The organism is Streptomyces virginiae, from assembly GCF_000720455.1.
GTDB classification, from domain to species: Bacteria; Actinomycetota; Actinomycetes; order Streptomycetales; family Streptomycetaceae; genus Streptomyces; species Streptomyces virginiae.
In genome coordinates, this window is sequence record NZ_JOAK01000009.1 from 49,664 (window position 1) to 72,255 (window position 22,592).

At 72.0% G+C, this 22,592-nt stretch carries 17 protein-coding genes and 1 pseudogene; 13 read left to right on the forward strand and 5 right to left on the reverse strand.

What is annotated here, in order from left to right:
• Positions 1-25: 25 nt before the first annotated feature.
• Positions 26-1,042 carry an asparaginase gene (locus IG86_RS0116010; RefSeq protein WP_030828343.1) on the forward strand — a complete coding sequence of 339 codons (1,017 nt, stop codon included), beginning with the start codon at positions 26-28 and terminating at the stop codon, positions 1,040-1,042.
• 56 nt (positions 1,043-1,098) lie between these two features.
• On the forward strand, positions 1,099-2,508 hold the full coding sequence (aspA, locus tag IG86_RS0116015) for an aspartate ammonia-lyase (protein ID WP_030828345.1): 1,410 nt from the start codon (positions 1,099-1,101) through the stop codon (positions 2,506-2,508).
• A 97-nt stretch (positions 2,509-2,605) separates the two neighbouring features.
• On the opposite strand, the pseudogene IG86_RS44365 reads toward aspA, so the two are convergent.
• Positions 2,606-2,915 (reverse strand): annotated as a pseudogene (locus IG86_RS44365) (transposase); the annotation flags it as partial.
• A 115-nt stretch (positions 2,916-3,030) separates the two neighbouring features.
• The gene (locus tag IG86_RS0116020; RefSeq protein WP_030828347.1) at positions 3,031-3,354 is read right to left on the reverse strand and encodes a helix-turn-helix domain-containing protein; all 324 of its coding nucleotides are present in this window, start codon (positions 3,352-3,354) and stop codon (positions 3,031-3,033) included.
• On the opposite strand from IG86_RS0116020, the gene IG86_RS44370 reads away from it, so the two are divergent.
• Positions 3,347-3,589 (forward strand): hypothetical protein, encoded by a 243-nt coding sequence (locus IG86_RS44370; RefSeq protein WP_167751150.1) that lies wholly within the window; start codon positions 3,347-3,349, stop codon positions 3,587-3,589. The genes IG86_RS0116020 and IG86_RS44370 overlap by 8 nt on opposite strands.
• Positions 3,590-4,217: 628 nt before the next feature.
• Here the strand turns inward: IG86_RS44370 and IG86_RS0116030 are convergent.
• Both IG86_RS0116030 and IG86_RS0116035 read right to left on the reverse strand, forming a co-directional pair.
• Positions 4,218-7,844 carry a trypsin-like peptidase domain-containing protein gene (locus tag IG86_RS0116030; RefSeq protein ID WP_157854834.1) on the reverse strand — a complete coding sequence of 1,209 codons (3,627 nt, stop codon included), beginning with the start codon at positions 7,842-7,844 and terminating at the stop codon, positions 4,218-4,220.
• Positions 7,845-7,883: 39 nt separating this feature from the next.
• Positions 7,884-8,186 (reverse strand): trypco2 family protein, encoded by a 303-nt coding sequence (locus IG86_RS0116035; RefSeq protein WP_051785208.1) that lies wholly within the window; start codon positions 8,184-8,186, stop codon positions 7,884-7,886.
• Between the two features lie 650 nt (positions 8,187-8,836).
• Between IG86_RS0116035 and IG86_RS0116040 the strand changes: the two genes are divergently transcribed.
• The 9 genes from IG86_RS0116040 (at position 8,837) to IG86_RS0116080 (ending at position 19,671) form a co-directional block, all read left to right on the forward strand.
• Positions 8,837-9,973 (forward strand): LamG domain-containing protein, encoded by a 1,137-nt coding sequence (locus IG86_RS0116040; protein ID WP_107051936.1) that lies wholly within the window; start codon positions 8,837-8,839, stop codon positions 9,971-9,973.
• A 256-nt stretch (positions 9,974-10,229) separates the two neighbouring features.
• Positions 10,230-10,943, forward strand: a complete 714-nt coding sequence (locus IG86_RS0116045) for a glycosyltransferase family 2 protein (protein WP_051785209.1) — start codon at positions 10,230-10,232, stop codon at positions 10,941-10,943.
• Positions 10,940-11,365, forward strand: coding sequence for a hypothetical protein (locus IG86_RS0116050; protein WP_157854835.1), 426 nt, complete (start codon positions 10,940-10,942; stop codon positions 11,363-11,365). Before IG86_RS0116045 ends, IG86_RS0116050 begins: the two co-directional genes overlap by 4 nt.
• A complete protein-coding gene (locus tag IG86_RS39965; RefSeq protein WP_051785210.1) occupies positions 11,365-12,501 on the forward strand; it encodes a glycosyltransferase family 4 protein in 1,137 nt (378 codons plus the stop codon). Before IG86_RS0116050 ends, IG86_RS39965 begins: the two co-directional genes overlap by 1 nt.
• Positions 12,498-14,789: a DUF2206 domain-containing protein gene (locus tag IG86_RS0116060; RefSeq protein WP_030897386.1), complete on the forward strand. Its 2,292-nt coding sequence runs from the start codon at positions 12,498-12,500 to the stop codon at positions 14,787-14,789. The genes IG86_RS39965 and IG86_RS0116060 overlap by 4 nt, the downstream gene beginning before the upstream one ends.
• Positions 14,786-15,937: a glycosyltransferase family 4 protein gene (locus IG86_RS0116065; RefSeq protein WP_030828370.1), complete on the forward strand. Its 1,152-nt coding sequence runs from the start codon at positions 14,786-14,788 to the stop codon at positions 15,935-15,937. Before IG86_RS0116060 ends, IG86_RS0116065 begins: the two co-directional genes overlap by 4 nt.
• Entirely contained in the window at positions 15,930-17,315 is a 1,386-nt protein-coding gene (locus tag IG86_RS0116070) for a lipopolysaccharide biosynthesis protein (RefSeq protein WP_157854836.1), read from the forward strand. Before IG86_RS0116065 ends, IG86_RS0116070 begins: the two co-directional genes overlap by 8 nt.
• Positions 17,312-18,556: a polysaccharide pyruvyl transferase family protein gene (locus tag IG86_RS0116075; RefSeq protein WP_030828376.1), complete on the forward strand. Its 1,245-nt coding sequence runs from the start codon at positions 17,312-17,314 to the stop codon at positions 18,554-18,556. The genes IG86_RS0116070 and IG86_RS0116075 overlap by 4 nt, the downstream gene beginning before the upstream one ends.
• The gene (locus IG86_RS0116080; RefSeq protein WP_030828379.1) at positions 18,553-19,671 is read left to right on the forward strand and encodes a glycosyltransferase family 4 protein; all 1,119 of its coding nucleotides are present in this window, start codon (positions 18,553-18,555) and stop codon (positions 19,669-19,671) included. The genes IG86_RS0116075 and IG86_RS0116080 overlap by 4 nt, the downstream gene beginning before the upstream one ends.
• Positions 19,672-19,777: 106 nt before the next feature.
• On the opposite strand, the gene IG86_RS0116085 is transcribed toward IG86_RS0116080, so the two are convergent.
• The gene (locus tag IG86_RS0116085) at positions 19,778-20,983 is read right to left on the reverse strand and encodes a cellulase family glycosylhydrolase (RefSeq protein ID WP_030828383.1); all 1,206 of its coding nucleotides are present in this window, start codon (positions 20,981-20,983) and stop codon (positions 19,778-19,780) included.
• Between the two features lie 295 nt (positions 20,984-21,278).
• Here IG86_RS0116085 and IG86_RS45045 point away from each other — a divergent pair, with 295 nt between their 5' ends.
• The gene (locus IG86_RS45045) at positions 21,279-22,517 is read left to right on the forward strand and encodes a helix-turn-helix domain-containing protein (RefSeq protein ID WP_030828387.1); all 1,239 of its coding nucleotides are present in this window, start codon (positions 21,279-21,281) and stop codon (positions 22,515-22,517) included.
• Positions 22,518-22,592: the final 75 nt, after the last annotated feature.

Here is a 22,592-nt window from a genome sequence, read left to right on the forward strand (position 1 = left end):
CAACCCACCACCGAACGAGGCAGTGATGCGCAGCAGTCTCCTCGCGGACGCGCCCGCGATGCGCGAGCCCCAGCATGCACCCGTCGCCCACGCCACCCGGGGCGGCATGATCGAGGGAGTCCACTACGGATCCGTCGTCGTCCTCGGCGGTAATGGCGACGTCCGGTTGAGCATCGGAGACATCGAGGCCGCCTGCTACCCGCGCTCAGCCCTCAAGCCGGTCCAGGCCCTCGCCATGGTGCGGGCCGGGCTGCCGCTCGACGGCGCCCTGCTCTCCCTCTCGATGGGCAGCCACTCCGGCGAGGAGCACCACCTCGCAGGTACCCGGCTGATCCTCGAACTGGCCGGCCTCACCGAGGACGACCTGCGCAACGTCCCCGACCTGCCGTACGCCCCGGCGGTCCGGGATGCCTGGGTGCGCGAGGGCCGCGGGCCTTCCCGGCTCGCCCAGAACTGCTCCGGCAAGCACGCGGCGATGCTGTACCTGTGCAAACTGGCCGGCTGGCCCCTGGAGAGCTACCTCGACCCGGGCCACCCGCTTCAGAGGGCGATCGCCGGGGTCGTCGAGGAACTCACCGGCCAGCACATCGCGAACGTCACCGTCGACGGCTGCGGAGCCCCGCTGTTCGCCGTGTCCCTGCACGGCCTGGCCCGCGCCGCCGCCCGCATCGCCACGGCCGGTCCGGACACCGCCGGGCGCCGGGTGGCGGACGCGCTGCGCGTCCACCCGGAGATGGCCTCCGGCACAGGGCGAGACACGGCCCAGCTGATGCGCGCGGTGCCCGGGCTGCTGGCCAAGGACGGCTTCGAGGGCGTCCAGGTGGCCGCGCTGCCCGACGGCCGGGCCGTCGCAGTGAAGATCGCCGACGGGGCGGACCGGGCGCGCATCCCGGTGACGGCCGCAGCCCTCGCCCGGGCGGGAGTCGAGCCGCGGCTGCTCGCCGGGTTCGAGGGCGAGCCCATGACCGGCGGCGGCCGGCCCGTCGGCGGCATCCAGCCGGTGGCGGCGCTGAACCCGCCCAGCATCCCCGCCACCGCCTGACTCCATCCCCTTTCACCACCTTGACCCACCCACCTCAGGAAGAGGGCCGCACACCCATGACCGCCGCCACCCGCAGCGAACACGACCTGCTCGGAGACCGCGAAGTCCCCGCCGACGCCTACTGGGGCGTCCACACCCTGCGCGCCACCGAGAACTTCCCCATCACCGGGACGCCCATCTCCGCCTACCCGCACCTGATCGACGCCCTCGCCGCCGTCAAGGAGGCCGCCGCCCTCGCCAACGAGGGACTCGGCCTGCTGGAGCCCGCGAAGGCCGCCGCGATCGTCGCCGCCTGCCAGGAGATCCGCGGCGGGAAGCTGCACGACCAGTTCGTCGTCGACGTCATCCAGGGCGGCGCCGGCACCTCGACCAACATGAACGCCAACGAGGTCATCGCGAACCGGGCGCTGGAGCTGCTGGGCCATGCCAGGGGCGAGTACCGGCACCTGCACCCCAACGAGGACGTCAACCTCGGCCAGTCCACCAACGACGTCTACCCGACCGCCGTGCGGATCGCGACCGTCTCCGCGGTGCGCGGCCTGCTCGGCGCCATGGCCGTCCTCCAGGACACGTTCGCCCGCAAGGCCGTCGAGTTCCGCGACGTTCTGAAGATGGGCCGCACCCAGTTGCAGGACGCCGTGCCGATGACGCTCGGGCAGGAGTTCTCCGCTTTCGCCGTCATGCTCGACGAGGACCGCAGCCGGCTCGCTGAGGCCGTCGAGCTGATCCTTGAGATCAACCTCGGCGCGACCGCGATCGGCACGGGTCTCAACGCCCCCGCCGGATACGCCGAATCGGCCCGCCGCCACCTCGCCGACATCACCGGGCTGCCCCTGGTCACCGCGGCCAACCTGGTCGAAGCCACCCAGGACTGCGGCGCGTTCGTCCAGATGTCCGGTGTACTCAAGCGCATCGCCGTCAAACTGTCCAAGACCTGCAACGACCTGCGCCTGCTGTCCTCCGGGCCGCGCGCGGGCTTCGGCGAGATCAACCTGCCGCCGGTGCAGGCGGGTTCGAGCATCATGCCCGGCAAGGTCAACCCGGTGATCCCCGAGGTCGTCAACCAGGTCGCGTTCGAGGTGATCGGCAACGACGTCGCCATCACCATGGCCGCCGAGGCGGGTCAGCTCCAGCTCAACGCCTTCGAGCCGATCATCCTGCACTCGCTGTCGGAGTCCATAACCCACCTGCGCGCGGCCTGCCTCACCCTCGCCGAGCGCTGCGTGGCCGGCATCACCGCCAACACCGAGGTGCTGCGCGCCACCGTAGAGAACTCCATCGGCCTGGTGACCGCCCTGAACCCGCACATCGGGTACACGGCCGCCACCGACATCGCCAAGGAAGCCCTCGCCAGTGGCCGGGGTGTGGCCGAGCTGGTCCTGGAGAGGGGCCTGCTGCCGGCCGAGAAGCTCGCCGCCCTGCTGCGGCCCGAGGTGATCGCGGGAACCGGCGCGACCATGGCCTGACAGGGGTCCGCTGTCGGCTTACCGGTCCGCGTGCGACTCCGGCGCTGCTCCTCACTCCGGCCGTGGCCAGCCGTGGTGCGGAGGGTGGGGTGGCGGTGGCGGGATGGTGGCCGTTCCCGCTCCACGGCGATGCGCTGGGCGCGGCCGCCTGCGGGTGCGCGGACTCGTCCGAGCGGACGGCGACGCCGTAGTCCAGCCCGCGTTCCGCCAGGCCGTGGCGGAACGCGGTGATCTGGCCGTAGCCGGTCGGCGACGATCACCATCGGCTCCAGGCCCCAGGCGACCGCCTCGTCAATGAGGTCCAGAGCCAGGCGCCATTTCTCCCGGTGCCCGACCTCTTCGGGTAGGCCGGCTTTTATGCGGCGTTCAGTGTCGTCCTGCCACTCGGCGGGCACAAGCAGGCGCCAGTCGCCGTGGGACCACGCGGAGGTGCTGCGGGCCGTGTCGCTCCCGTGCTCGTGTACCACGTGCGACCGCAGGCCAGGATGCGTCGCCGTCCGAGTGGAAACATCCAGCCACCCGTCAGGCCACTGGCACTTCGGAGGGTGCGACCCGGGAACTGCTGTGGAGGGTGCGGTGCTGGCTGGGTGTCGTTCCGTAGTGCTCCAGGAACACCTGCCTCATCGTCGAGGCGGAGCTGAACCCGCAGCGCCTGGCGATCGAGGCCAGCGGCAGTGCCGTGGAGACGAGGAGTTGTGCGGCCGCCTCGGCTCGGGCGGCCCGTACGAACTGGGCAGGTGTCTGTCCGAGCTGGTCGAGGAACAGCCGGGCCAGGTGGCGCGCGCTGACTCCCGCGTGCGCGGCGAGCGCGGTGGCGCCGAGGTCGTCGCCGAGGACCGTGACCACACCGCTCGTACCAACGTCTCTGCCTGACTGGGCATGGGAGCGCGCAGATGTCCGCCAAGCCCTCCGCACCCGCGATATCGGCACCGTGTTCCGCCACGGCCAGCAGTACAGCAGGGCCGGCCAGGCGCGCATCGCGGCTGCCGTCGGCATGACGCAGGCCCGCGTCAACGCCATGGACAGCAAGGTGTCCCTCTGGAAGATCTTGGCACTCCGCCCGGTGGAGCGCTCGAGCTGACTCGCCAGTTCCTGACGGGCGGTCGATGTCCTCGCACACCCGATTGAGCCTTTCCGGGGTCGTGCCGGGTGACGATCAGACGGGCGTGGGCTGTCGCCCGGCAGGGTGTTGTGGAGCCTGGCCAGATGGCCGAGGCGTCGTCGCGGTGCGGGTCGGGCAGCCGGATCGGGCGGACAGGGATGGTGCGTTCGCGGCCTTCGGCGGCGGCCGTCCACGGGACGGGGCACCCGGAGTAGCACAGGGTGGTCAGGACGAAGAGGCCGTCGGCGTAGACCTCGACGTACTCGCCAATGGTGAGGATGCGCAGCGTGGCGGCGGGTTCGGTCAGGACGGTCTCGCCGAGCCGGGCCCCCTCGGGGCCGGTGACCCAGAGGTTCTTGCCGTCGCAGCCGACAACGAGGGCGGCGGGGCTGCCGTCCGGGGAATCGGTCCGGAGAACAGCGTCGACGGGCCCGGTGAGGCCGATGTCGCCGACTGCGTGCGGGGCGGGGTGCTCCGTTTCCTCGCCGAGCCAGAGGCGCGCTATAGGTCACGAGCTGGCAGCGTGAACGGAGCGCCTGCCGATGGTAGCCAGGTGAATTCGGCCTCGTAGACAGCTGCGGCCTTGTCGCAGAGGCCTCGAGGCAGGTCAGCGCCGGGCAGACAGTCCTGAGTCGGCTGAGGGTTCCTCCCGCGAGGCGTGGCGCCGCGTTTCCGCGTCGAGCGCCGAGCGGAGGCGATCTGCGTACGGCAGGTCTCCGTGCCGGGCCAACCAGCCGGCTGCCAGACGCATCACGTGGACTCTCTGGCTCGGCGAGAGCGCCGGGAGAGAGAGCAGATCCTCGATGACCAGACATACCTTCGGCCCCGTGCCGTGCGCTTCCAGCCAGTTCAGGGCGTTGTCGACGGCGCGGGATCGTCGGTCCTCGTCGAGTGCCGGGTGGCGCAGGACACCGGAGAGCACGGAGCGGGACTTCATCGACCGGTCGGTGCTCAGTCGGTCCAGAGCGATGTCAATGCCGATGTGTGCCTGTACGACGGACAGGTCTGTGCGTGTGAGGAAGGAAGCGAGCACCGGGCGCTGGACCTTGCCGCCGTGGCAGGCGAGCCACTGCAGGCTGACGTCCGCGATCGACCGTGCCTGATCGCGCGTCAGCCCACGGAGCTGGCTGAGCATGACGGCCATGAGCACGTGATCATCCGGACGTGCGAGGAGCGCGGCGCATCCGAGACGGATGGCACGCTGCAGCTGTGCGGACGGCAGGTCCGGCACGCGCAGGAGGGCGCCCAGAACGGAACCGACCGCCTCGTGGTCAGGGCGGCTGTCGAGCCACGTGAAGGCGAGCGTGACGGCGGTCCGAGCCTGGTCCTGGGTGAGTTCCTCGTAGTGGATGAGCAGGCGAAGGAGTATGGCCGGGCCGGACTGGGCGTCAGGTTGCGACCTCAGCCGTTCAAGGAGAAGGGCGGCGGAGTCCGCAACGCTGTCGGTGGACAGCAGCGTGCCCAGGACGCGGGAGCCTGCCGGGTTGCCGGCAGGGCCCTCAGCCGCCCACCAACGGGCGACGGCGATCACCCTGGGACGCAGCTCCGGCGGACACCCGTCCGTGGACAGGAGTCTGTGCACGACCCGGCCCGTGCTCGGGTACATCTGTCCCGTCTCCAGCCAGTCCAGTGCGCTTCGGATCAATGTCGCGCGGTCCGGGTCCGGGAGGTGGTGGTCTTCGAGCAGAGCACACAGTTCCGGACCGATGTTCACGGCCGGGCGCAGATCGGAACGCAGCCACACGAGGCCGTGGTCCACGAGCTTCCGGCGGGCGACCGCGTCGATGTCCGCACGCTGCAGGAACATACGCATCACGGGTGCGACTCCGACGGACCGGTACGGAGTGAGCCACGCCAGTACGCCCGCGACCACTCTCTCCAGTCGATCCCTGGAGTGGTCCATGCCGAGCAGGCGTTTCCACAGCGCGGGCGTATGACGCCAGTCGGGCCGGGAAGACACCCAAGCGAGGGTGCAGTCGACCACCAGGTCTTCAGTGCTCGGCGAAAGGTCGGGGCGTTCGATCAGTGCGAGCAGAAGATGCTCCGTGTCGGTCTGTCCGCCCCGGCGGACGAGCCATCCGACGGAAGCCTCGACAAGGAACGAGGGAGCGGGATCCATGCCTCTCAGGGCGGCGGTGAGGAACGGCTGCGCGGTGTGGTCGGCCTCGGCGCGGGAGAGCCAGGGACCAACCAGCGTGTTCCATACGGAGCGGTCGAACCCTTGCCAGGGCCGGCTCGTCACCATCGTCAGCAGCGCCTGGCCGCCGTCGTCACCGGCGCCCGCCAGGAGATGGCCGAGCGGATCCACCTGGGCCGTGAGCCATTCCCCGCAATAGCGCTCCAGGGCGGCGATCCGATGGGCCGGGCCGTGCGCTGCCATGTCGACGGCGAGCCGTCGGAGATGGCCGGTGAATACGGAGAACGTTCGTGCATGCCGCGTGAACGCAGCAAAGAGTGCACCAGCAGCGGCTGCGTCGATGCTCCATCCGGGAGAAGGCATCAGTGACTGCAGCAGGAGTTCGTCGGTGACGATGTCGTGGACCACGATCAGCTGTCCGCCGACCTCATCGAGCCACCCAAGAGAGATCAGCGTGTCGACTACGCGCCGCCCCCCGAATGGAACAGCCAGCCCACCGGCCAGCGTAAGGAAGGTGTCGATGGTCTGTTCGACGACCATTCGGGACTGCGGGCTCGCCGCGACCGCCACGGTGAAGGCCAGCTGCTCGATGGCAGGGGTGGTGATACCCAAGGGGGAGGGGCTGAGTGCGGGTCCCGTGGCGAGCGCGTCCCGGCGCATGCCCTCGCGCAGCCAGTCCAGCAGCTCGCCGGGCCGGACCGATGCCGCCACTCCCGGTGTGTGCTGGGCCAGCCCCTGCTCCTCGATCGCCCGCGCGATCAACAGCGCGATTACCGGACGCCGCCCGCAGATCTGGGACAGTGCCTCGTTCCCCCATCGGCGCACGGTCTCGGGTGCGGCGCGGTGGACGACCTGGTCGATGATTGCGGACTGGTGTGGCCAGTCCTCTCGTACATAGATCTCGTCAAGCACTCGGCTGCTGCCACGGAGCTGAACCGTGCTCAGGGATCCGGGCCGCACGGAGGCCAGGCACGCCACGGTCACGCCTCGTCGCTTGGCCTCAGGGATCAGCACGTCGGCGAGGACGCGCAGGTCGACCTGTGGGCAGGCATCGAGGTAGTCCAGTACCAGCAGCACCCGTCGGCGCCCGCACGAGACGACGGATGCGGCCACGTCGTCGACCGTTACGGCGCTGTCGGGCTGGACGTGCAGGACTTGCCAGCCCGCGCGGTCCGCCCGGTGCGCAACCTCGAAGCAAGTCCGCGTCTTGCCCGAACCGGCTGGTCCCACCAGCAGCGCCCCTCGTGAACGGCCAGTGCTCAGCTGGGCGAACAGGTGGTCCGGATGCGATGCGTGGTCCATCCCCGGATGGATGAAGGGCAAGTGCTCCTCGTCGAGGAAGCTGCGCCGTCCAAGCAGGCGCCGTATGACCTCGGCATGGGTGCGTACGCGGCCGCGCACGGCTGGATCGAACGGCGTCGGCACGATGTCCCCCGGTGGCACCGGCTCCACCCCGTGCTCGGCCAGCAGGCGCACGAATTCAGGATCTCGGGATACCTGGGAGAGGTCGGTCGCGGTGAGGCTCGCCGCGCCGGATGGAACGTGGTGGCTCGTGCACACGCCGACGAGAACGCCGTCTTGAGTGAGGACCCCTGCCCCGGACACCCCCCGCCAGGGAGATCCGCTTGATTCCAGCGGCGCAGGGCTGCTGAGGGACAGCTCCATCTCGTGGCTCCCCAGGAAGGAGCCCAGAAGGATTGCCCCGGTCAACTGACGGGTTTTCGGTACATCCTGACGCGACGCATGGTCGGGGAACCCGATCGCGATGAACGGTACCGACTCCACGGTTCGGGGCAGGACGCCCCACCGGGCGGGAGGAATGACGGGCCCGCCCTCCCCGAGAACCAGGAGGGCGAGGTCCACATCGTCGATCCGGTGCCGCAGCACCGCGGTGACCGGAAGCCTCTGGGTCGGTTGCCCTGGAAGTCTCACCTCATAGCTGTCACCGGGATGGGTAAAGCCGTGGCCGGCGCAGATGGCCAGTCGTGAGGCGAGTACGAAACCGGAAGCAGCGAATCGAGGGACGCCGTCGGATCCGCGGCGCACCACCATGGCCACACGCTCCAGGGGTTGCTGCGCGGCGATCAGATCAGCCACCGCCGACGCCACTCTCGCAGGACCGACTCAGCCACGAGGTCAGTCCTCCAGAACGGCGCCACGCCCCGAATCTGTCAGGACCGAGCCGCCGTTGGCCGTCTCGGCCGAGAGTTCCAAAGACACGGTGTGCGTGGCGGAGACGCCCCCGGTTGCCTTACCGCCAGCCGACAGCACCCAGAACTTGACCCCGCCCTGGGCTTCTGCCGATGCCGTCACCGCGACCTGTACGTCCAGCTTCACCGACTGCACTCGAAGCCGGACCGGTTGACCCTCGCCGTCCGCCATCGCCTGCGCCAACTCGCCACGCAGTGCCTTGATGGTTTCCGCCAGGCCGATCTCCACCAGTCCCCCTCTTCTGGACCGCTGCCGCCGCCATCGTGCCCATGCGGTGATGGTGGCGGAGACGGCCTACTTGATCACCCAATCATGGTAGACCGTCGAGCCGAAGGTGTTCGGGGTCTGCTCCGATGCGGTCCGCATCCGGATGCCGCCATGGAATCCGCATTGGATGCGCCCGCCGCCACGACGAGGAGGTACGGGCTGAAGCTGCCCGCGAGCTGGCGGTCTGCCTATGCCGGGACCTGGTCAGTGGGCCTGTGTGGCGCCATGGTCTGGTACCGCAACCCCGCTGGTGGCGAGGCAGTGGCTAGCATCGTCCGGGCATGGGCCCTCCGAGGACGGTGGGACGGCGTCGCACACAGCGACTGCGGCCGCACTATCTGGGGGTCAAGGGGTCGCAGGTTCAAATCCTGTTGTCCCGACTTTTCGAAGTCGTAGATCAAAGGATCGCTTCAGAACCATCTGAAGCGATCCTTTGATCGTTTCAGGGGTCATGGCGTCGGCGGCAGGCGGCGCCGGCGAGCGGTCGGGGAGACGGCGTCCGGCGATCCTGCGACGCGTCGGCGGCCCGGTGCTCCGCCCGAGGCAGCTCGTCGGAGTTCGTGCCGTACCGTCTGCTGGCGGTCCGCCTGTCATGTTTTACGATCCGTCCCATGACTGACGGTACGGATCGCCCGAGCACACCCCAGCCGGACCCCACCCCGGGGCAGGCGGGCTATGGCTACCCCCAAGGGGCGCCCGGCGGTTACGGTTTTCCGCAGGCTTGGCAGCCCAATCCGTACCAGCAGCCACTGTCCCAGCCGGGCACTGCCGGAGAGCCGCCGCACCGCCTCCAGGCACCCCAGACGCAGCAGCCGCCCCTGGAGCCCCAGCCGGACATGCCGTCGGCCGGGTTCACGCCGCCGCCCCAGCCCGACTGGCAGGCGATGGCGGACCGTTCGGAGTTGCAGCAGCGCAGACGCAAGCAGATGTGGATGGCCGCCGTCACGGTGGCGGCGTGCACCCTCGGCGTCGGCGCCGGGCTCTTCATCCTGGGCAGGGGCGGCACGGAGGGGAAGGCTCCGGGCCCCGGCGACGCCTCGCAGTCTGCGACGGCCGCGCCCGGCCAGGACCCCAACGCGCCCACCGTCCCCGGTGAGCCGAACCTGCTGCGCGACCGCTCCGGCCAGGTCAACATCGCGCTCAGCCCCGACGCGGTTCTCGGCAAGGTGGACAACGGCAACGTGCTGCGCCTGCGCAGCAACGGCAACTCGTACGCGCAGGCCGCCGAGCCGGTCGTCGACGCGTCCAAGAGCTTCACCGTCTCCGCCTGGGTCTACAACGAGGCCGACGGCGGTTCGCGGTTCGCCATCAGCCAGGGCGACGGCACCTCGTACTCCTTCGAGTTGGGTCGCGAGGACGGCAACGGCAAGAAGTCCTGGGTGTTCCGGATGCAGACGGACGAGAAGGGTGCGGCCTCCACCGCCGTGGCCGCCACCTCGGACGGCCTCAACACGGTTCGCGTCTGGGCCCTGCTGACCGGGGTGTACGACGCCCAGGGCAAGACGCTGACGCTGTACGTCGACGGCAAGGAGGCCGGCCGTGCCCCGGTGGCGGCCGCCTGGTCGGGTCAGGGGCCGCTGCAGCTGGGCCGCTCCCGCCACCACGGGATCTGGAGCGGGCCCTGGGCCGGCGTCATAGGGCACGTTCTCGTGTGGGACAAGCCGCTGACCGCGGATCAGGTTCTCGCGCTGAAGGGCGGCAAGCTCGACAAGGAGATCAAGCCTGTCGGTTCGTGGCTGGTCGGTTGACCCCTTTCCTGCTGAATTCGTTGCGATTCGATCATTGCGGGCAGGTCACCCTGGTGGATCGGCGTCTCACGCGTCGGATAGGGTCACCGCTGGCCCGGATGCCGGGTTGACGTCCGCAGCAGAAACACCCAGCAGACCGCCCGGCTCGACGTGTGCGGCCGAGACTCCACGATGTGAAGGCCCTCAGTTGCCGCGGCGCTCGCACGGCCGCCGTTCTGGTCCGGTACCGGGGGATGAATTGAATACGCTTTCCGTCGTGATTCCGGCGCTCAACGAGGCGCCGAACCTACCCACCGTGGTCAACTCGGTGCCCACGAGCGCGCTCCGCGCCCTGGGCTGGGAGACCGAGGTCATCGTCGTCGACAACGCTTCCACCGACGACACCGCCGCGGTGGCCGCCGCGCTCGGCGCCACCGTCGTGTCCCAGCCGGAGCGGGGATACGGCAACGCCTACCACGCCGGGTTCCGCGCGGCGAGGGGCGACGTCATAGCCACCGGCGACGCCGACTGCACCTATCCGTTCGACTCCCTGCCCGAGCTGCTGGGCACCTTGACCGAGGCCGACGTCGAGTTCATGACGACCAACCGGCTCCGCCGCGAGAACCGCGCGGCGATGAAGCGGTCCCACACCGTCGCCAACTACGCGCTGAGCGCCCTGAGCCGGGCCCTGTTCCGCAACGGACTGCGCGACTCGCAGTCCGGCATGTGGATCTTCCGGCGCTACGTCTGGGACGGCGTGGACGTGAAGTCGACGGGCATGGCCTTCTCCCAGGAGATCAAGAACGCCGCCACCCGGGCCGGCTACCGGTACCTCGAAGTGCCCATCGAGTACCGCAACCGCCAGGGCGAGGTGAAGCTCAACGCGCTGCCCGACGGGCTGGCCAACCTGCGCCAGCTCTTCGAGCACCGTTTCCGCCGTCCCGGCGGGGAGCGCCCCGCGCGCTACGAACGGCGGCACACCCCGGCATGAGGAAGCGTCTGATCCGAGCGGCCCTGGTGTTCGCGGTGGCGGCCGGCCTGTGCGCGGGAGCCTGGTCGCTGCCGCCCGTGCGGAAGGTCCTGTTGGACTCGTTCACCCGCCGGCAGGCCGCCTACATCGAGCTCTACTTCACCGAGAACCCGCGCTTCGACGGAGCGAGCGTCCTCGTTCCCTTCGCAGTCAACGACCACGGCTCCGGAGCCCGTTCGCTGGTCGCGACGCTCACCGTGGAGGCTGCGAACGGCAGCGTGCTGGCCACCGAGACCTACCCCGTCGAACCACACCAGGGCGCCGCGGTCCCGGTCACGGCGCGGATCCGCGCCAAGGGGACCGACGTCGCCCTGGTCCGGGTCTCGCTCGCCGGGCATCCCCAGACCCTTCACTTCCGCTTCGGCGGGCCCCCGGAACTCTGATGCGCACCGTTCTCCAGATCACCCCGTACTACCCCCCGCACCTCGGCGGCCTCGAACGCGTCGTGCTGCACCTGTCGCGCCGCCTCGCCCAGCGCCACGACGTCCGCGTCGTCACCACCACGCTCGGCTCCGGCGGCGCGCCGCGGCGGGCCCGCGAGGACGGCGTCACCGTGCGCAGGCACCGCGCCACCGAGTTCGCCCACACCGCGATCGCGCCCGGGCTCCTCGGCTCGCTCCTGGCCGCGCCGCGCGGCGCCGTGTTCCACGCGCACTGCGCGCACGCCCTCCTGCCGGAGACCGTGGCACTCGCCGCCCGGCTGCGCCGGCAGCCGTTCGTACTCCACTTCCACCTCGACGTGGACGCCAGCGGGCGCCTGGGCGGACTCCTGCCCGCCTACAAGAAGCACGTCTTCGGACGCGTGGCCCGCGCCGCCGCGGCGGTCATCGTGCTCACCGAGCAGCAGGCCCGCTTCGTCGAGGAGGCCTACCGGGTGCCGCCCGTTCGCGTGCACGTGGTGCCCAACGGAGTCGGCCCGGAGTTCTTCCGTCCCGCTCCTGCTCCCGCTCCTGTCACCGCCCCGGCCGACGCGGCCGGGGCGGCCGCCACCCCCCGGCCCCTGCGGCTGCTCTACGTCGGCCGCCTCAGCGCCCAGAAGAACATCGCGCGCCTGCTCGACGCGATCAGCCTGGCCGAATCCCCGCTCAGGCTCCGCGTCGTCGGCGGCGGCGAACTCGACGCCGACCTGCGGGCCCGCGCCGCCGCACTCGGCCTCGGCGAGCGCATCGAGTTCACCGGGCCCCTGTACGACGGGGACCTCCTCGCCGCCTACGCGGACGCCGACGTCTTCGTCCTGCCCTCCGACCGCGAGGGCATGCCCCTCGCCGCGCTGGAGGCCATGGCCGCCGCCCTGCCCGTCCTGGCCACGGATGTCCCCGGCAACACCGAACTGCTGCGCGGCGTCGGCCTGCTGGCCGCACCGGACCCGGCCTCGCTCGCCGCCGCAGTGGACCGCCTCGCGTCCGACCCCGCCCTGCGCGGCCGGCTGGCCGGCCGCAGCGCCGAGCGGGCCAGCCGCCACACCTGGGAGGAAGTCACCCGGCAGGTGGAGCTCGTGTACCGGAAGGCAGGGATATGAACCCGCCCACCTGGCTGCGCGGACGGCTCGGCGTCCTGCTGAGCCTCGGCCCCGCTTGCGCCGTCGAAACCCTGCCCGGCGTCCCCGCCCTCCTGCTCGCGCCGGTCGGCCTGTGGCTGCTCTTCGCCGCGCCCGTCCTGCTGCTGCGCGGCTCCACCGACAAAGTGGTCTCCACCCGCAGCGGCTCCCTCCTGCTGGCGGCCGGCCTCGCCGTGCTCCTCGACATCCTCGTGGCGCTCGGCGCCAACACCGTGCTTCCGCTGCTCGGGGTGGAACGGCCCCTGACCCGGCTGGTGCTGGCCTCGGCGACCACCCTCGTGCTGCTCGTCCTCGGAATCCTCGCCCCCCAGTCACCACGGCCCCTGTTGCGCGGCGCACCCCTGAGCGGCGCCCGCCCGGTGGCCTGGGCGGCCGGAGTCGCGCTGCTGCTCTCCGTGGCCGGCCCGATCAGGCTCAACAACGGCCTGGGCGGCGCCGTCAGCACGACTGCCCTGGTCGTCGTCACGGCGCTGATCGTCCTCCTGCTGCTCCGGCACGCACACTGCTCCCCGGTCGTCCTGGAGGCCGGCATCTACGCCGCCTCCGCCACCCTGCTGCTGCTCACCTCCCTGCGCGGCTGGTACATCACCGGGCACGACATCCAGCGCGAGTACCTCTACTTCCGGCTCACCCTCGGCGGCGGTTTCTGGGACATCTCCGCCTACACGGACCCGTACAACGCGTGCCTGAGCATCACCCTGCTCCCGGTGAGCATCTTCCGGCTCACGGGCATCGAGGACATCTACGTCTTCAAGGCCGTCCTGCCGCTGCTCTTCGCCCTGACCCCGGTGCTGGTCCACCGCGCGGTGCGCAACGTGGCGCCCCCGCTCGTGGCGCTGCTCTCCGCCGTGTTCTTCATGGCGTTCCCGACCTTTTTCACCGACATGCCGTTCCTGGGCCGGCAGGCCATCGCCTTCCTGCTCCTGGCCTGCGCGATGCTCGTCCTGACGGATTCCCGGCGCCCGCTGCCCCTGCGGCGCGCGGTGTTCACCGTGCTGCTCGCCGGAGTGGTCCTGTCCCACTACTCGACGATCTACGTGATCGTCGGCACCCTGGCGACCGCGTTCGCCGTGGACAAGGCCTGGCGGCCGGCCTCCCGGCCGGGCCGCGCCCATCAGCACCGCGACGGCCGACAAGGCCGGATGCGGACGTTCCTGACCTGGTGGACCGTGGCCGTACCGGCCGTCCTCGCCCTGCTCTGGGCCGGTCCCCTCACCCACACCGGCGGCCAGCTCGAAAGCACGCTGCGCGTCGTCGCGAGCGATCTGTTCGGGTCCGGCGACGCCCGCGGAGGCTCCTCCGACACCCGCTACAGCCTTTTCGGCGGCGCCGGAGTCACCCCCGAGGAGCGGCTGGCCGAATACCGCGAGGACACCATCGGCCACACCCGGGCCGACCGGGCCGACGGCAAATACCTGCCGCTGGAGGCCCTCGCGAAGTACCCCACGCCCGTGGCGGAGAAGGAGAACCTGCCGCTCACCCCCGTCGGCCGGGCGCTGGACACCGTCGGCCTGAGCGTGCCCGCCCTCAACGGGGCGCTCCGGCAGGCCGCCGCCCTGCTGCTCCAGGTCCTGGTCCTGGTCGGGTTCGTGATCGCCCTGCGCGGCCGCAGCAGCCCGTTCACGCCCGTCCGCGACCAGATCACCCTGACCGTGGGCGCCCTCGCGATGATGGGCCTGTTCACCCTGGTGCCACAGCTGTCGGTCGACTACAGCGTGCTCCGCGCCTTCCAGCAGGGCCTGTTGTTCTTCGCCCCGTTCATCGCCGCCGGCGCCCTGTGGGCGGTGCGCCGGGCCGGCCGCCGCGCCCTCCCCGTGCTGTGCGTCCTCGTCGCCGGGCTGCTGCTCGACCTCACCGGAGCCGTCCCCAAGGCACTCGGCGGCTACCCCGCCCAGCTCGCGCTCAGCAACTCGGGTCCCGCCTACGACATCTACTACCCGCACGCCGAGGACCGCCGGGCCGCCATGTGGCTCAACCAGCGGGCCGCCGGCGACGACCTCGTCGTACAGACCGACCGGTACTCCTTCAGCCGTCTGCAGACCCTGTTCACCGTCCGCACGCAGGACAGCGTCCACCCCGCACTGCTGCGGTCCCAGTCCTACGTACTGCTCGGGTCCGCGCCGACCCGCAAGGACGAGGTCACCGTGTTCTTCCGGGGCGACCTCGTGACGTACCGGTATCCGCGCGACCTCCTCGACACCACACGCAACCTGATCTACAGCAACGAAGGGGCGGTGGTCTACCGATGAACCACGTCCGGCGCCGGCCCCGGGTCCTGCTCGTCAGCCACTACTACCCGCCGCACCTGGGCGGCATCGAGAACGTCGTCCGCAACGAAGCGCTCCACCTCGCCCGGCACGGCGCCGAGGTCACCGTCCTCACCAGCGGCGACCACGCCGGGATCCACCACGAGGACGGCGTCCGCGTCGTACGCGTCGCCGCGTCCAACGTGGTGGAGCGCCGGTCGGGGGTCCCCTTCCCGCTGTTCTCGCCGGCCCTGCTGCCCGCAGCCCTGCGCTGGGCCCGCCACGCCGACGTCGTCCACGTCCACGACTGCCTCTACGCCTCCTCCTGGGCGGCCGGACTCGCCGCGGCCGCCACCCGCACCCCCACCGTGGTGACCCAGCACGTCGGCCTGGTGGCGCACCCCTCGGCCCTCGTACGCGCCGTCCAGCGGGCCGTCTACGCCGTCGCGGGCCGCCCCCAGCTCCGCCGCGCCCGCCGGGTGCTCACCGTCAACGCCGACGTCGCCGCGTTCGTCCGGAAGCTCGGCGCCCGCGCCGAGGCCCGCCACCACCTCGCCAACGGCGTGGACACCGGCCTTTTCCGGCCGCCCGCCGACCCCGCGGAGCGCGCCGCGGCCCGGGAGCGGCTCGGCCTGCCGGCCGGACGCACCCTGGTGCTCTTCGCGGGCAGGCTCGTCCCCAAGAAGGGGTACGACCTCCTCCTCGACGCCCACGCCGGCGACGCCTCGTACGACCTCGTTTTCGCCGGTGACGGGGACGCCGCTGCCCTCGCCGGACGCTCCGGCGTCCACCACCTCGGCTCCCTGTCCGCCGAGGACCTCGCCGACGCCTACCGTGCGTGCGACGTATTCGCCCTGCCCTCCACCGCCGAGGGCTTCCCGCTGACCGTCCAGGAGGCCATGGCCTCGGGCCTGCCCGTCGTCACGACCGACGACCCCGGATACGCCCCGTACGGCCTGGACCGCGGCGTCGCCCTGCTCGTGCCCCGCACCGTCCCCGCGCTGCGCGCCGCGCTCGACGGCCTGGTCGCGGACCCCGCCGGGCGGGCGGCGACGGGAGCCGCCGCCCGCGCGTTCGCAGAGGCGTCCTTCGGCTGGGACCGGCACGTGACGGCGCTGCTCGGGCACTACGGGGACGCCGGCCGTGGGTAGGCACGCCCGGCCCGCGGACCAGATGTTCCGGAGCTCGTTCTTCCTGCTGGCGTCCACGGTCACGACGGCCGGGCTGAGCTTCCTCTTCTGGGTGGTCGTGGCCCGCTTCTACCCGCCCGAGCAGGTCGGGCTGGCCACCTCGCTGATCTCCGCGACCTCGCTGCTCTCCTACCTCAGCATGTTCGGTCTCAACAGCACCCTGATCCGCTTCCCCGCCGAGGGCAGGGCCCGCAACGGGCAGATCACCCAGTCCACCGCCCTGGTGCTGCTGGTCTCCTGCGTCGCCGCCGGGATCTACCTGCTGGGGCTGCCCTGGTACGGACACAAACTGCTGTTCGTCCGCGACCACGCCCACCTCGCCGCCCTGTTCGTCCTGTCCTGCGCCTGCGCCTCGCTGAACCTCCTGGTCAAGTCGGTCTTCATCAGCGCCCGCATGGCGCAGTACAACGTGCTGTCCGACGGGATCCTCCAAGGCCTCGCCAAACTCGCCGCGCCCGTCGCCCTGGTCGGGTTCGGCGCGGCCGGAATCCTCGGTTCGGCGGGCATCGGCTACGCGGTCGCCGGCGCAGCGGCCCTGCTGCTGCTCCGGCGCCGCCTCGGCTTCCGCTTCGACTTCCGCACCCGGGGCACCCGGCTGCGCGAACAACTGCGCTTCTCCGTCGCCAGTTACGTCTCCAGCCTGATCAACCTGGCGCCCGTCCTGGTCACTCCGCTGATCGTGCTCCAGAAGCTGGGCGCCCCCGAAGCCGGCTACTACTTCGTCGCCTTCCAGATCGCCGCCCTCCTGAACTCCGTCTCCACCGCCGTGGGCGAGGCCGTCTTCGCCGAGGTCTCCTCCGACCCGTCCCGGTTCGGTGAACTCCTGCGCCGCTCCGCGAAGATCATCGCCGCGGTGCAGGTCCCCGCCGTCGCCGTCGTCGCGGCCGGCAGCGGGCTGCTCCTGCTGGTGTTCGGCGGCGGCTACACCGCGGCCGCGAGCGGGCTGCTCACGGTGCTCGCCGTCGCCGCGCTCGCCGTCGCCCTCAACACCTGGGCGTGTTTCGGGCTGAAGCTGGCCCAGCGGATGAAGCAGCTCATCACCGCCAACGCCGTCCTGGCGTGCACCACCATCGGCCTGGCCCTGTGGTGGGCGCCGCACGGGCTGGTCTGGGTCGGCTGCGCCTGGGGCATCGGCAACCTGGCCGCCGGACTGTTCGCCACCGTCGCCCTGCTGCGCGGCCGTCCCTCCGCGCCCCGCCCGCCGGAACCGGACCCGGACCCCGGACCGGGCTGGTCCCCCGTCGACACCCTCCAACTGCGCGCCGTGCGCCTGCCCGGGCCGACGGCCGAGGCACCACCGTCCGCCGCCGCATCACCTGCCGAAAGGTACCGCCCGTGAAGATCGTGGTGATCAACGCCTACGTCCGGGAGAACGCGGGCGACGCCGCGCTGCTCTCCGTCTGCCTGCGACAGGTCCGCGAGGCGTTCCCCGGCGCCGACGTCCGCGTCGCCGGGATGGAGGACCCCGCCGTCCACCCCGCGTTCGAGGACGCCCCGAACCTCGGCTCGATCCGCCGCCACGTCGCCGACGGCACCGCTTCGCGTTCCCGCCGGATCCTGCGGAAGGTGTACGTCGGAGCGGCCTGCGCCGGCCTCCTCCTGCTGCCCCGGTCCGCGGCCGGTGTCCTGCGCAGGGTCCTGCCCGCCGAAGCCCGGCGCGAGGCGGACGCCGTGGCCGGCGCCGACCTGGTGGTGTCCACCGGAGGAGGGTACGTCCTGGCCCGCCCCGGGCTCGACGGCCACCAGAACGTCTTCTTCGTCCTGTTGCCGGTGCTGCTCGCCCAGCGCGCCGGCGTGCCCGTCGTCTTCGCCCCGCAGTCCTACGGCCCGTTCCCCTCGTCCCTCCAGCGGCGCCTGGTCGCCCGCGCCCTCGGCCGGTCCCCGCTCGTCCTGGCCCGCGAGGACGTCAGCGTGGACCAGCTGCGAGGCTGCGGCCTGCCCGACGCGGTCGTCACCCGGGGCGTCGACTCGGGCTTCGCGTTCGACCCGCCGCCGTCCTCCGACTGGCGGGCCCGGCTCGGCATCGCACCGCAGCAGCGGCTGGTCGGGGTCACGGCCAGGCGCTGGCTGGCCCCGGCCGCCCAGGACGCGTACGAACGGGCCCTGGCCGCGACGATCGACGCCGTCCAGGCCACCGGAGCCCGTGTCGTGCTGATCCCGCAGGTCAGCACCGACTACCTGGGCGACGACGACCGCATCGTGGAACGCCGGATCGCCGCCCACTGCACCGCGGCGCCCCTGCTGATCGAGGACCGGGTGGACTACCGCGACCTCAAGGGCGTCTACCGCGAGTGCGCCCTGCTGATCGGCACCCGCTTCCATTCGGTGATCTTCTCCCTGACCAGCGGAGTGCCCTGCGTGGCCGTCGAGTACGAGCACAAGACCCGAGGCATCATGGCCGACCTCGGCCTCGGCGCCCACGTGCTGGCCATCGAGGACGTCACCCATCCCCGGCTGTGGGCGCTGGTCGCACCGCTGCTCCAGGACGACTCCGGCTACCGCGAGCAGCTGCGACGCCGCCTGCCCGGTTACGTCGCCCAGGCAGAAGGCTTCCCCGGCCTGCTGCGGGACGCCCTGTGAACCCCCGCACGGTGGCCGTCGTCACCCCCTACTACCCGCCGCACCTCGGGGGCGTCGAGCAGTACGCTGCCCGGGTCGCCCGGGCCGTGCACGAGGCGCCCGGCCTCGACGCCGTCGTCCTCACCAGCGGGCCCGGGCTGCGCACCCGTACCTCCCTGGAGGACGGCGTGCGGGTCGTCCGGCTCGGCTCCTGGATCCGGCTCTCCAACACCCCCCTGAGCCCCCTGTGGCCGCTCCAGCTGCGGTACTGGCTGCGCCGTACGGGCGCCGACGTGGTCCACGCCCACGCCCCCGTACCGGGGCTCGGCGACATCGCCGTGGCCGTCGCGGGCCGCCGCCCGACCGTGCTCACCTACCACGCCGGCTCGATGCTCAAGGGGGGCCCCGGCACCGGGGCCGCGGACCGCCTCATCGGCCTCTACGAACGCCGGGTCCTGCCCCGGGTGTTCGGCCGGGCCCGCGCCCTGGTCGCCGTGTCCCCCGTCTCCCTGGCCGCCGGGCGGCCCGGAGCCCTGGAGATCAGCCCCGGCGTCGACACCGGCCGTTTCACGCCGGGTCCGCCGCCCTCCACCCGCCCGCCGACGCTCCTCTACGTCGGCCGCATCGACCGGTCCTCGGCGTGGAAGGGGGTCGATGTCCTCGTCCGCTCCCTGGCCGACGTACCCGGTGCCCGGCTGCGGCTGGTCGGCGGCGGCGACGCGGTCGCGGACCAGCTCGCCCTGGCCGCGTCCCTCGGCCTGGCGGACCGGGTCACCGCCTCCGGCGAACTGACCGGGCCCGCCCTCGTCCGGGCGGTCCGCGAGGCGGCGGTGCTGGTGCTGCCCTCCGTCACGGAGGCCGAGTCGTTCGGCATGGTGCTCGTCGAGGCGATGGCCTGCGGCACCCCGGTGGTGGGCTCGCGGGTCGGCGGCATCCCGTACGTCGTCGAGGACGGGCGGACCGGGCTGCTGGTGCCGCCCGGCGACCCCGGCGCCCTGGCGGGCGCCTGCCGACGGCTCCTGGAAGACGGTGCGCTGGCGGACCGGCTGGGTGGGGCGGGGCTGCGCGCCGCGCGTGAGCGGTTCGCCTGGGACGGGCTCCTGGCCCGGTACGTGGACCTGTTCCGCTCGCTGTGACCGCCGGCCGGCCTCCCGGCGAGGCCGGCCTGGCGGGACGCCCTAGGGGGTGTCCGCGAAGTCCCGCCTGCGCGGCGGGCGGCCGACGCTACTTTGCGGACACTCCCTAGCGGGGCTGCTTCTTCGCGTACTCCTCGATGGCGGCCCGGAGCGCGGCGAACGCGGGCTTCGCGGAACCGTCGTAGCGGCGCAGCCCGTAGTACTTGGAATGGCTCTTGTCGTTGCCCGTGGCCGTGTCCTGATGGGCGAACCAGAAGGCGGCGGCCACGTATTTGTCCTTGGCGGCCGTCGGCACGGTGTCGGTGGCGATCCGCGCCTGGAACTCCTCGCTGACGTGCGTGATGTTCTCCGTCCGGGACTTCTCGTCGGCGGCGGGGTTGCCCGGACCGTTGGTCGGCGCGCCCGTCTCCGTCAGCCACACCGGCATGCCGGGTGTCCCGTGCCGCTCGGCGACGCCGACCAGGTTCTCCCCGGCGCTGCTGATCTCCGCGAACACCTTGCCGTCGTGTGGGAGCTGGGGCCAGGCGTAGGGGTGGTAGCTGAGCGCGTCCACCACCTTGTTTCCGCCGAGCCGGCAGACCTGTTCCAGGAAGTCCAGGTGGGAGACGTACTTGATGGATTCCCAGGTGCCGACGGCTGCCAGACCGCCCATCAGCACGTACGCCGTCGGGTCGGCTTCGCGCAGCGAGGCGGCGGCGGAGCCGAGCAGGGTGGTGTACGCCTTCGCGTCGGGCTTGGGGTACCAGAACTGGGGGAGGTTGGGCTCGTTCCAGACCTCCCACGTGTGGACGCCCTGGGGCGCGTAGCGCAGGGCGGCGAGCTTCGCGAACGCGGCGAACTTCTTGGGGTCGGCCGGCGGACACGTGGGACGGTGCCCGGTACAGGACTCGGCCCGCGCCCACGCAGGGGTGTAGGCGACCGTGGCGAGGACGTCGAGGTTGCGTTCGCGGGCCGCCTTCACGATCCGGTCGAAGCGCTGCCACTGGTAGGTGCGCGGGCTGTCGGGCTGGATGTTGTTCCAGGACAGGTCCACCCGGATCCAGGTGGTGCCCAGCCCGACCGCGTCGTTGAGGGCGGCGGCCAGGCCGTCGTCGGACTTCCAGGTGAGGGTGTCGCCGTAGGAGACGCCGAGTCGCAGATCGTGCTTCTTGGGCGGCTCGGGGGGCCGCTGGAACCCGCCGGCGGGCCGCGCGCCGGCGTCCGACGCGGGACCCGTCGACGAAGCCGCCGCCACGACCGTCGCGGCGGTCGCCAGGACGAAGGAGACCAAGGCGACGACGAGCCGCTGCCGTGTACTCGAATGCCCCACCATGAGGTCACCCTAAGGCAAGCGTGCGGCGGCTCCTTCCCGCGCCGAGTCCTTCGCGAGCTGTTCGGCGGTGCGCGGACCGTGATTCGGTCCGGGGCGCTCGCGGATCGCCGCCCCGGCTCCTCGGGCGGGTGGTGATCCCGTGTTGATCGGTCGTAGAGCCGGGGCGGCGACCATCGGCCACATGGGGAACACGGCTCGGGGGTCACCACCGGTCGCAGCCGCCCTCGGTGGGCCGTACGGCCGCCGGGCCCCTCGGTCCCCGGTACTTGGCCAACCCACGGAAGGTGGACTAGGCATGCACGGTGTTACGTCCCTGCAGTCGGCGGCGGGCTTCGGCGAGCTGCTCAGGGTCCGGCGCGAACGTGTCGGGCTGACCCAGCAGGTGCTCGCCGATCACGCGACCCTGAGCGTGCGGGCGATCCGGGACATGGAGAGCGGGCGGGTGCAGCGCCCCCGGCAGGAGACGGTCCGGCTGCTGGCCGACGCGCTGCGGCTGGAGGGCCACCACCGGTCGAGTTTCGAGGCGGCCGCGCGCCGGCAGGCGCTCTTGGAGGAGCCGCGCGACGAACCGACCGCGCCACCGGTCGCCCGGGGCGCGATCGTCGGCCGGGAGCTGGAGGTCGAGGTGCTGACCGACGCCCTCGCCGTGCACGGCGACCGGCTGGTCACCGTGGCCGGCCTCGGCGGGGTCGGCAAGACCCGGCTGGTCCTGGAGGTCGCGAGACGGCTGCACCTCGCCCCGGGCTGGTCGGTGCGCTGGATCGACTGCGGCCGGCAGTCCGTCGCCGGACTCGCCCGGACGATCGGTGAGCGGCCCACCCTGCTGGTGCTCGACGGCGCCGACGCCGGCGTGGACACCGCCCTGCTCGACGAACTGTTCCACCGCTGCCCCGGCCTGCGCGTGCTGATCACCGCCCGGGTGCCGCAGCCGCTGCCCGGCGGGCAGGTGATCCCGCTCGCCCCGCTGCCCACCCCCGGTCCGGAACTCGACCACGACCCGGTGGGACTGGCCGAGGTGGGCGCCGTACGGCTGCTGCTCTCCCATCTGCGCCGGCTGCGGCCCGGCTTCCGCCTGGAGCCCGACGAGGCACCTGCCGTGGCCTCGATATGCCGTCAGCTCGACGGTCTGCCGGGGGCGTTGGAACTGGTGGCCGGCTGGTCGACGGTGCTCTCTCCGCGCCAGCTGGTGGCGCGGCTGACCGACGGGCCGTTCCACCTGGCGCCGCCCCCGGCGGGCTTCGGCGGCAGGGCGGACGTGGGGGCGGCGCTGGGGGCCGCGCTGGACCGGCTGACGCCGGGCCAGCGGGACCTGCTGGAGCGGCTCGCGGCGACCCCGGGGGACTGGTCGGGCGAGGATGCCGTCGAGCTGAGCGGCCGGCCGCCGCAGGAGTGCCTGGCGGCGGTGCACGAGCTGCTGGCGAGCGGACTCATCCGCAGTGTCGCGGCCCGCGACGGCGTCCGGTTCACCGTGCTGAACCTCTGCCGGCGGCTCTGCGGGACCGGCGTGTACGCGGAGCTGGCGGCGGCGAGTTGAGCGCTGTGGGACGCTCCCGTCCCGCGGCTGCCGCCCACGGTCCGGCCTGGGCGGATACTGCCCGACTTCTGCCGG

What these genes read in the sequence shown, in the direction of transcription:
- IG86_RS0116010 (WP_030828343.1), top strand. Translation starts at nt 26, where the DNA reads ATGCGCAGCAGTCTCCTCGCGGACGCGCCCGCGATGCGCGAGCCCCAG.
- aspA (WP_030828345.1), top strand. Translation starts at nt 1,099, where the DNA reads ATGACCGCCGCCACCCGCAGCGAACACGACCTGCTCGGAGACCGCGAA.
- IG86_RS0116040 (WP_107051936.1), top strand. Translation starts at nt 8,837, where the DNA reads ATGACTGACGGTACGGATCGCCCGAGCACACCCCAGCCGGACCCCACC.
- IG86_RS0116050 (WP_157854835.1), top strand. Translation starts at nt 10,940, where the DNA reads ATGAGGAAGCGTCTGATCCGAGCGGCCCTGGTGTTCGCGGTGGCGGCC.
- IG86_RS39965 (WP_051785210.1), top strand. Translation starts at nt 11,365, where the DNA reads ATGCGCACCGTTCTCCAGATCACCCCGTACTACCCCCCGCACCTCGGC.
- IG86_RS0116060 (WP_030897386.1), top strand. Translation starts at nt 12,498, where the DNA reads ATGAACCCGCCCACCTGGCTGCGCGGACGGCTCGGCGTCCTGCTGAGC.
- IG86_RS0116065 (WP_030828370.1), top strand. Translation starts at nt 14,786, where the DNA reads ATGAACCACGTCCGGCGCCGGCCCCGGGTCCTGCTCGTCAGCCACTAC.
- IG86_RS0116085 (WP_030828383.1), bottom strand. Translation starts at nt 20,983, where the DNA reads ATGGTGGGGCATTCGAGTACACGGCAGCGGCTCGTCGTCGCCTTGGTC.
- IG86_RS45045 (WP_030828387.1), top strand. Translation starts at nt 21,279, where the DNA reads ATGCACGGTGTTACGTCCCTGCAGTCGGCGGCGGGCTTCGGCGAGCTG.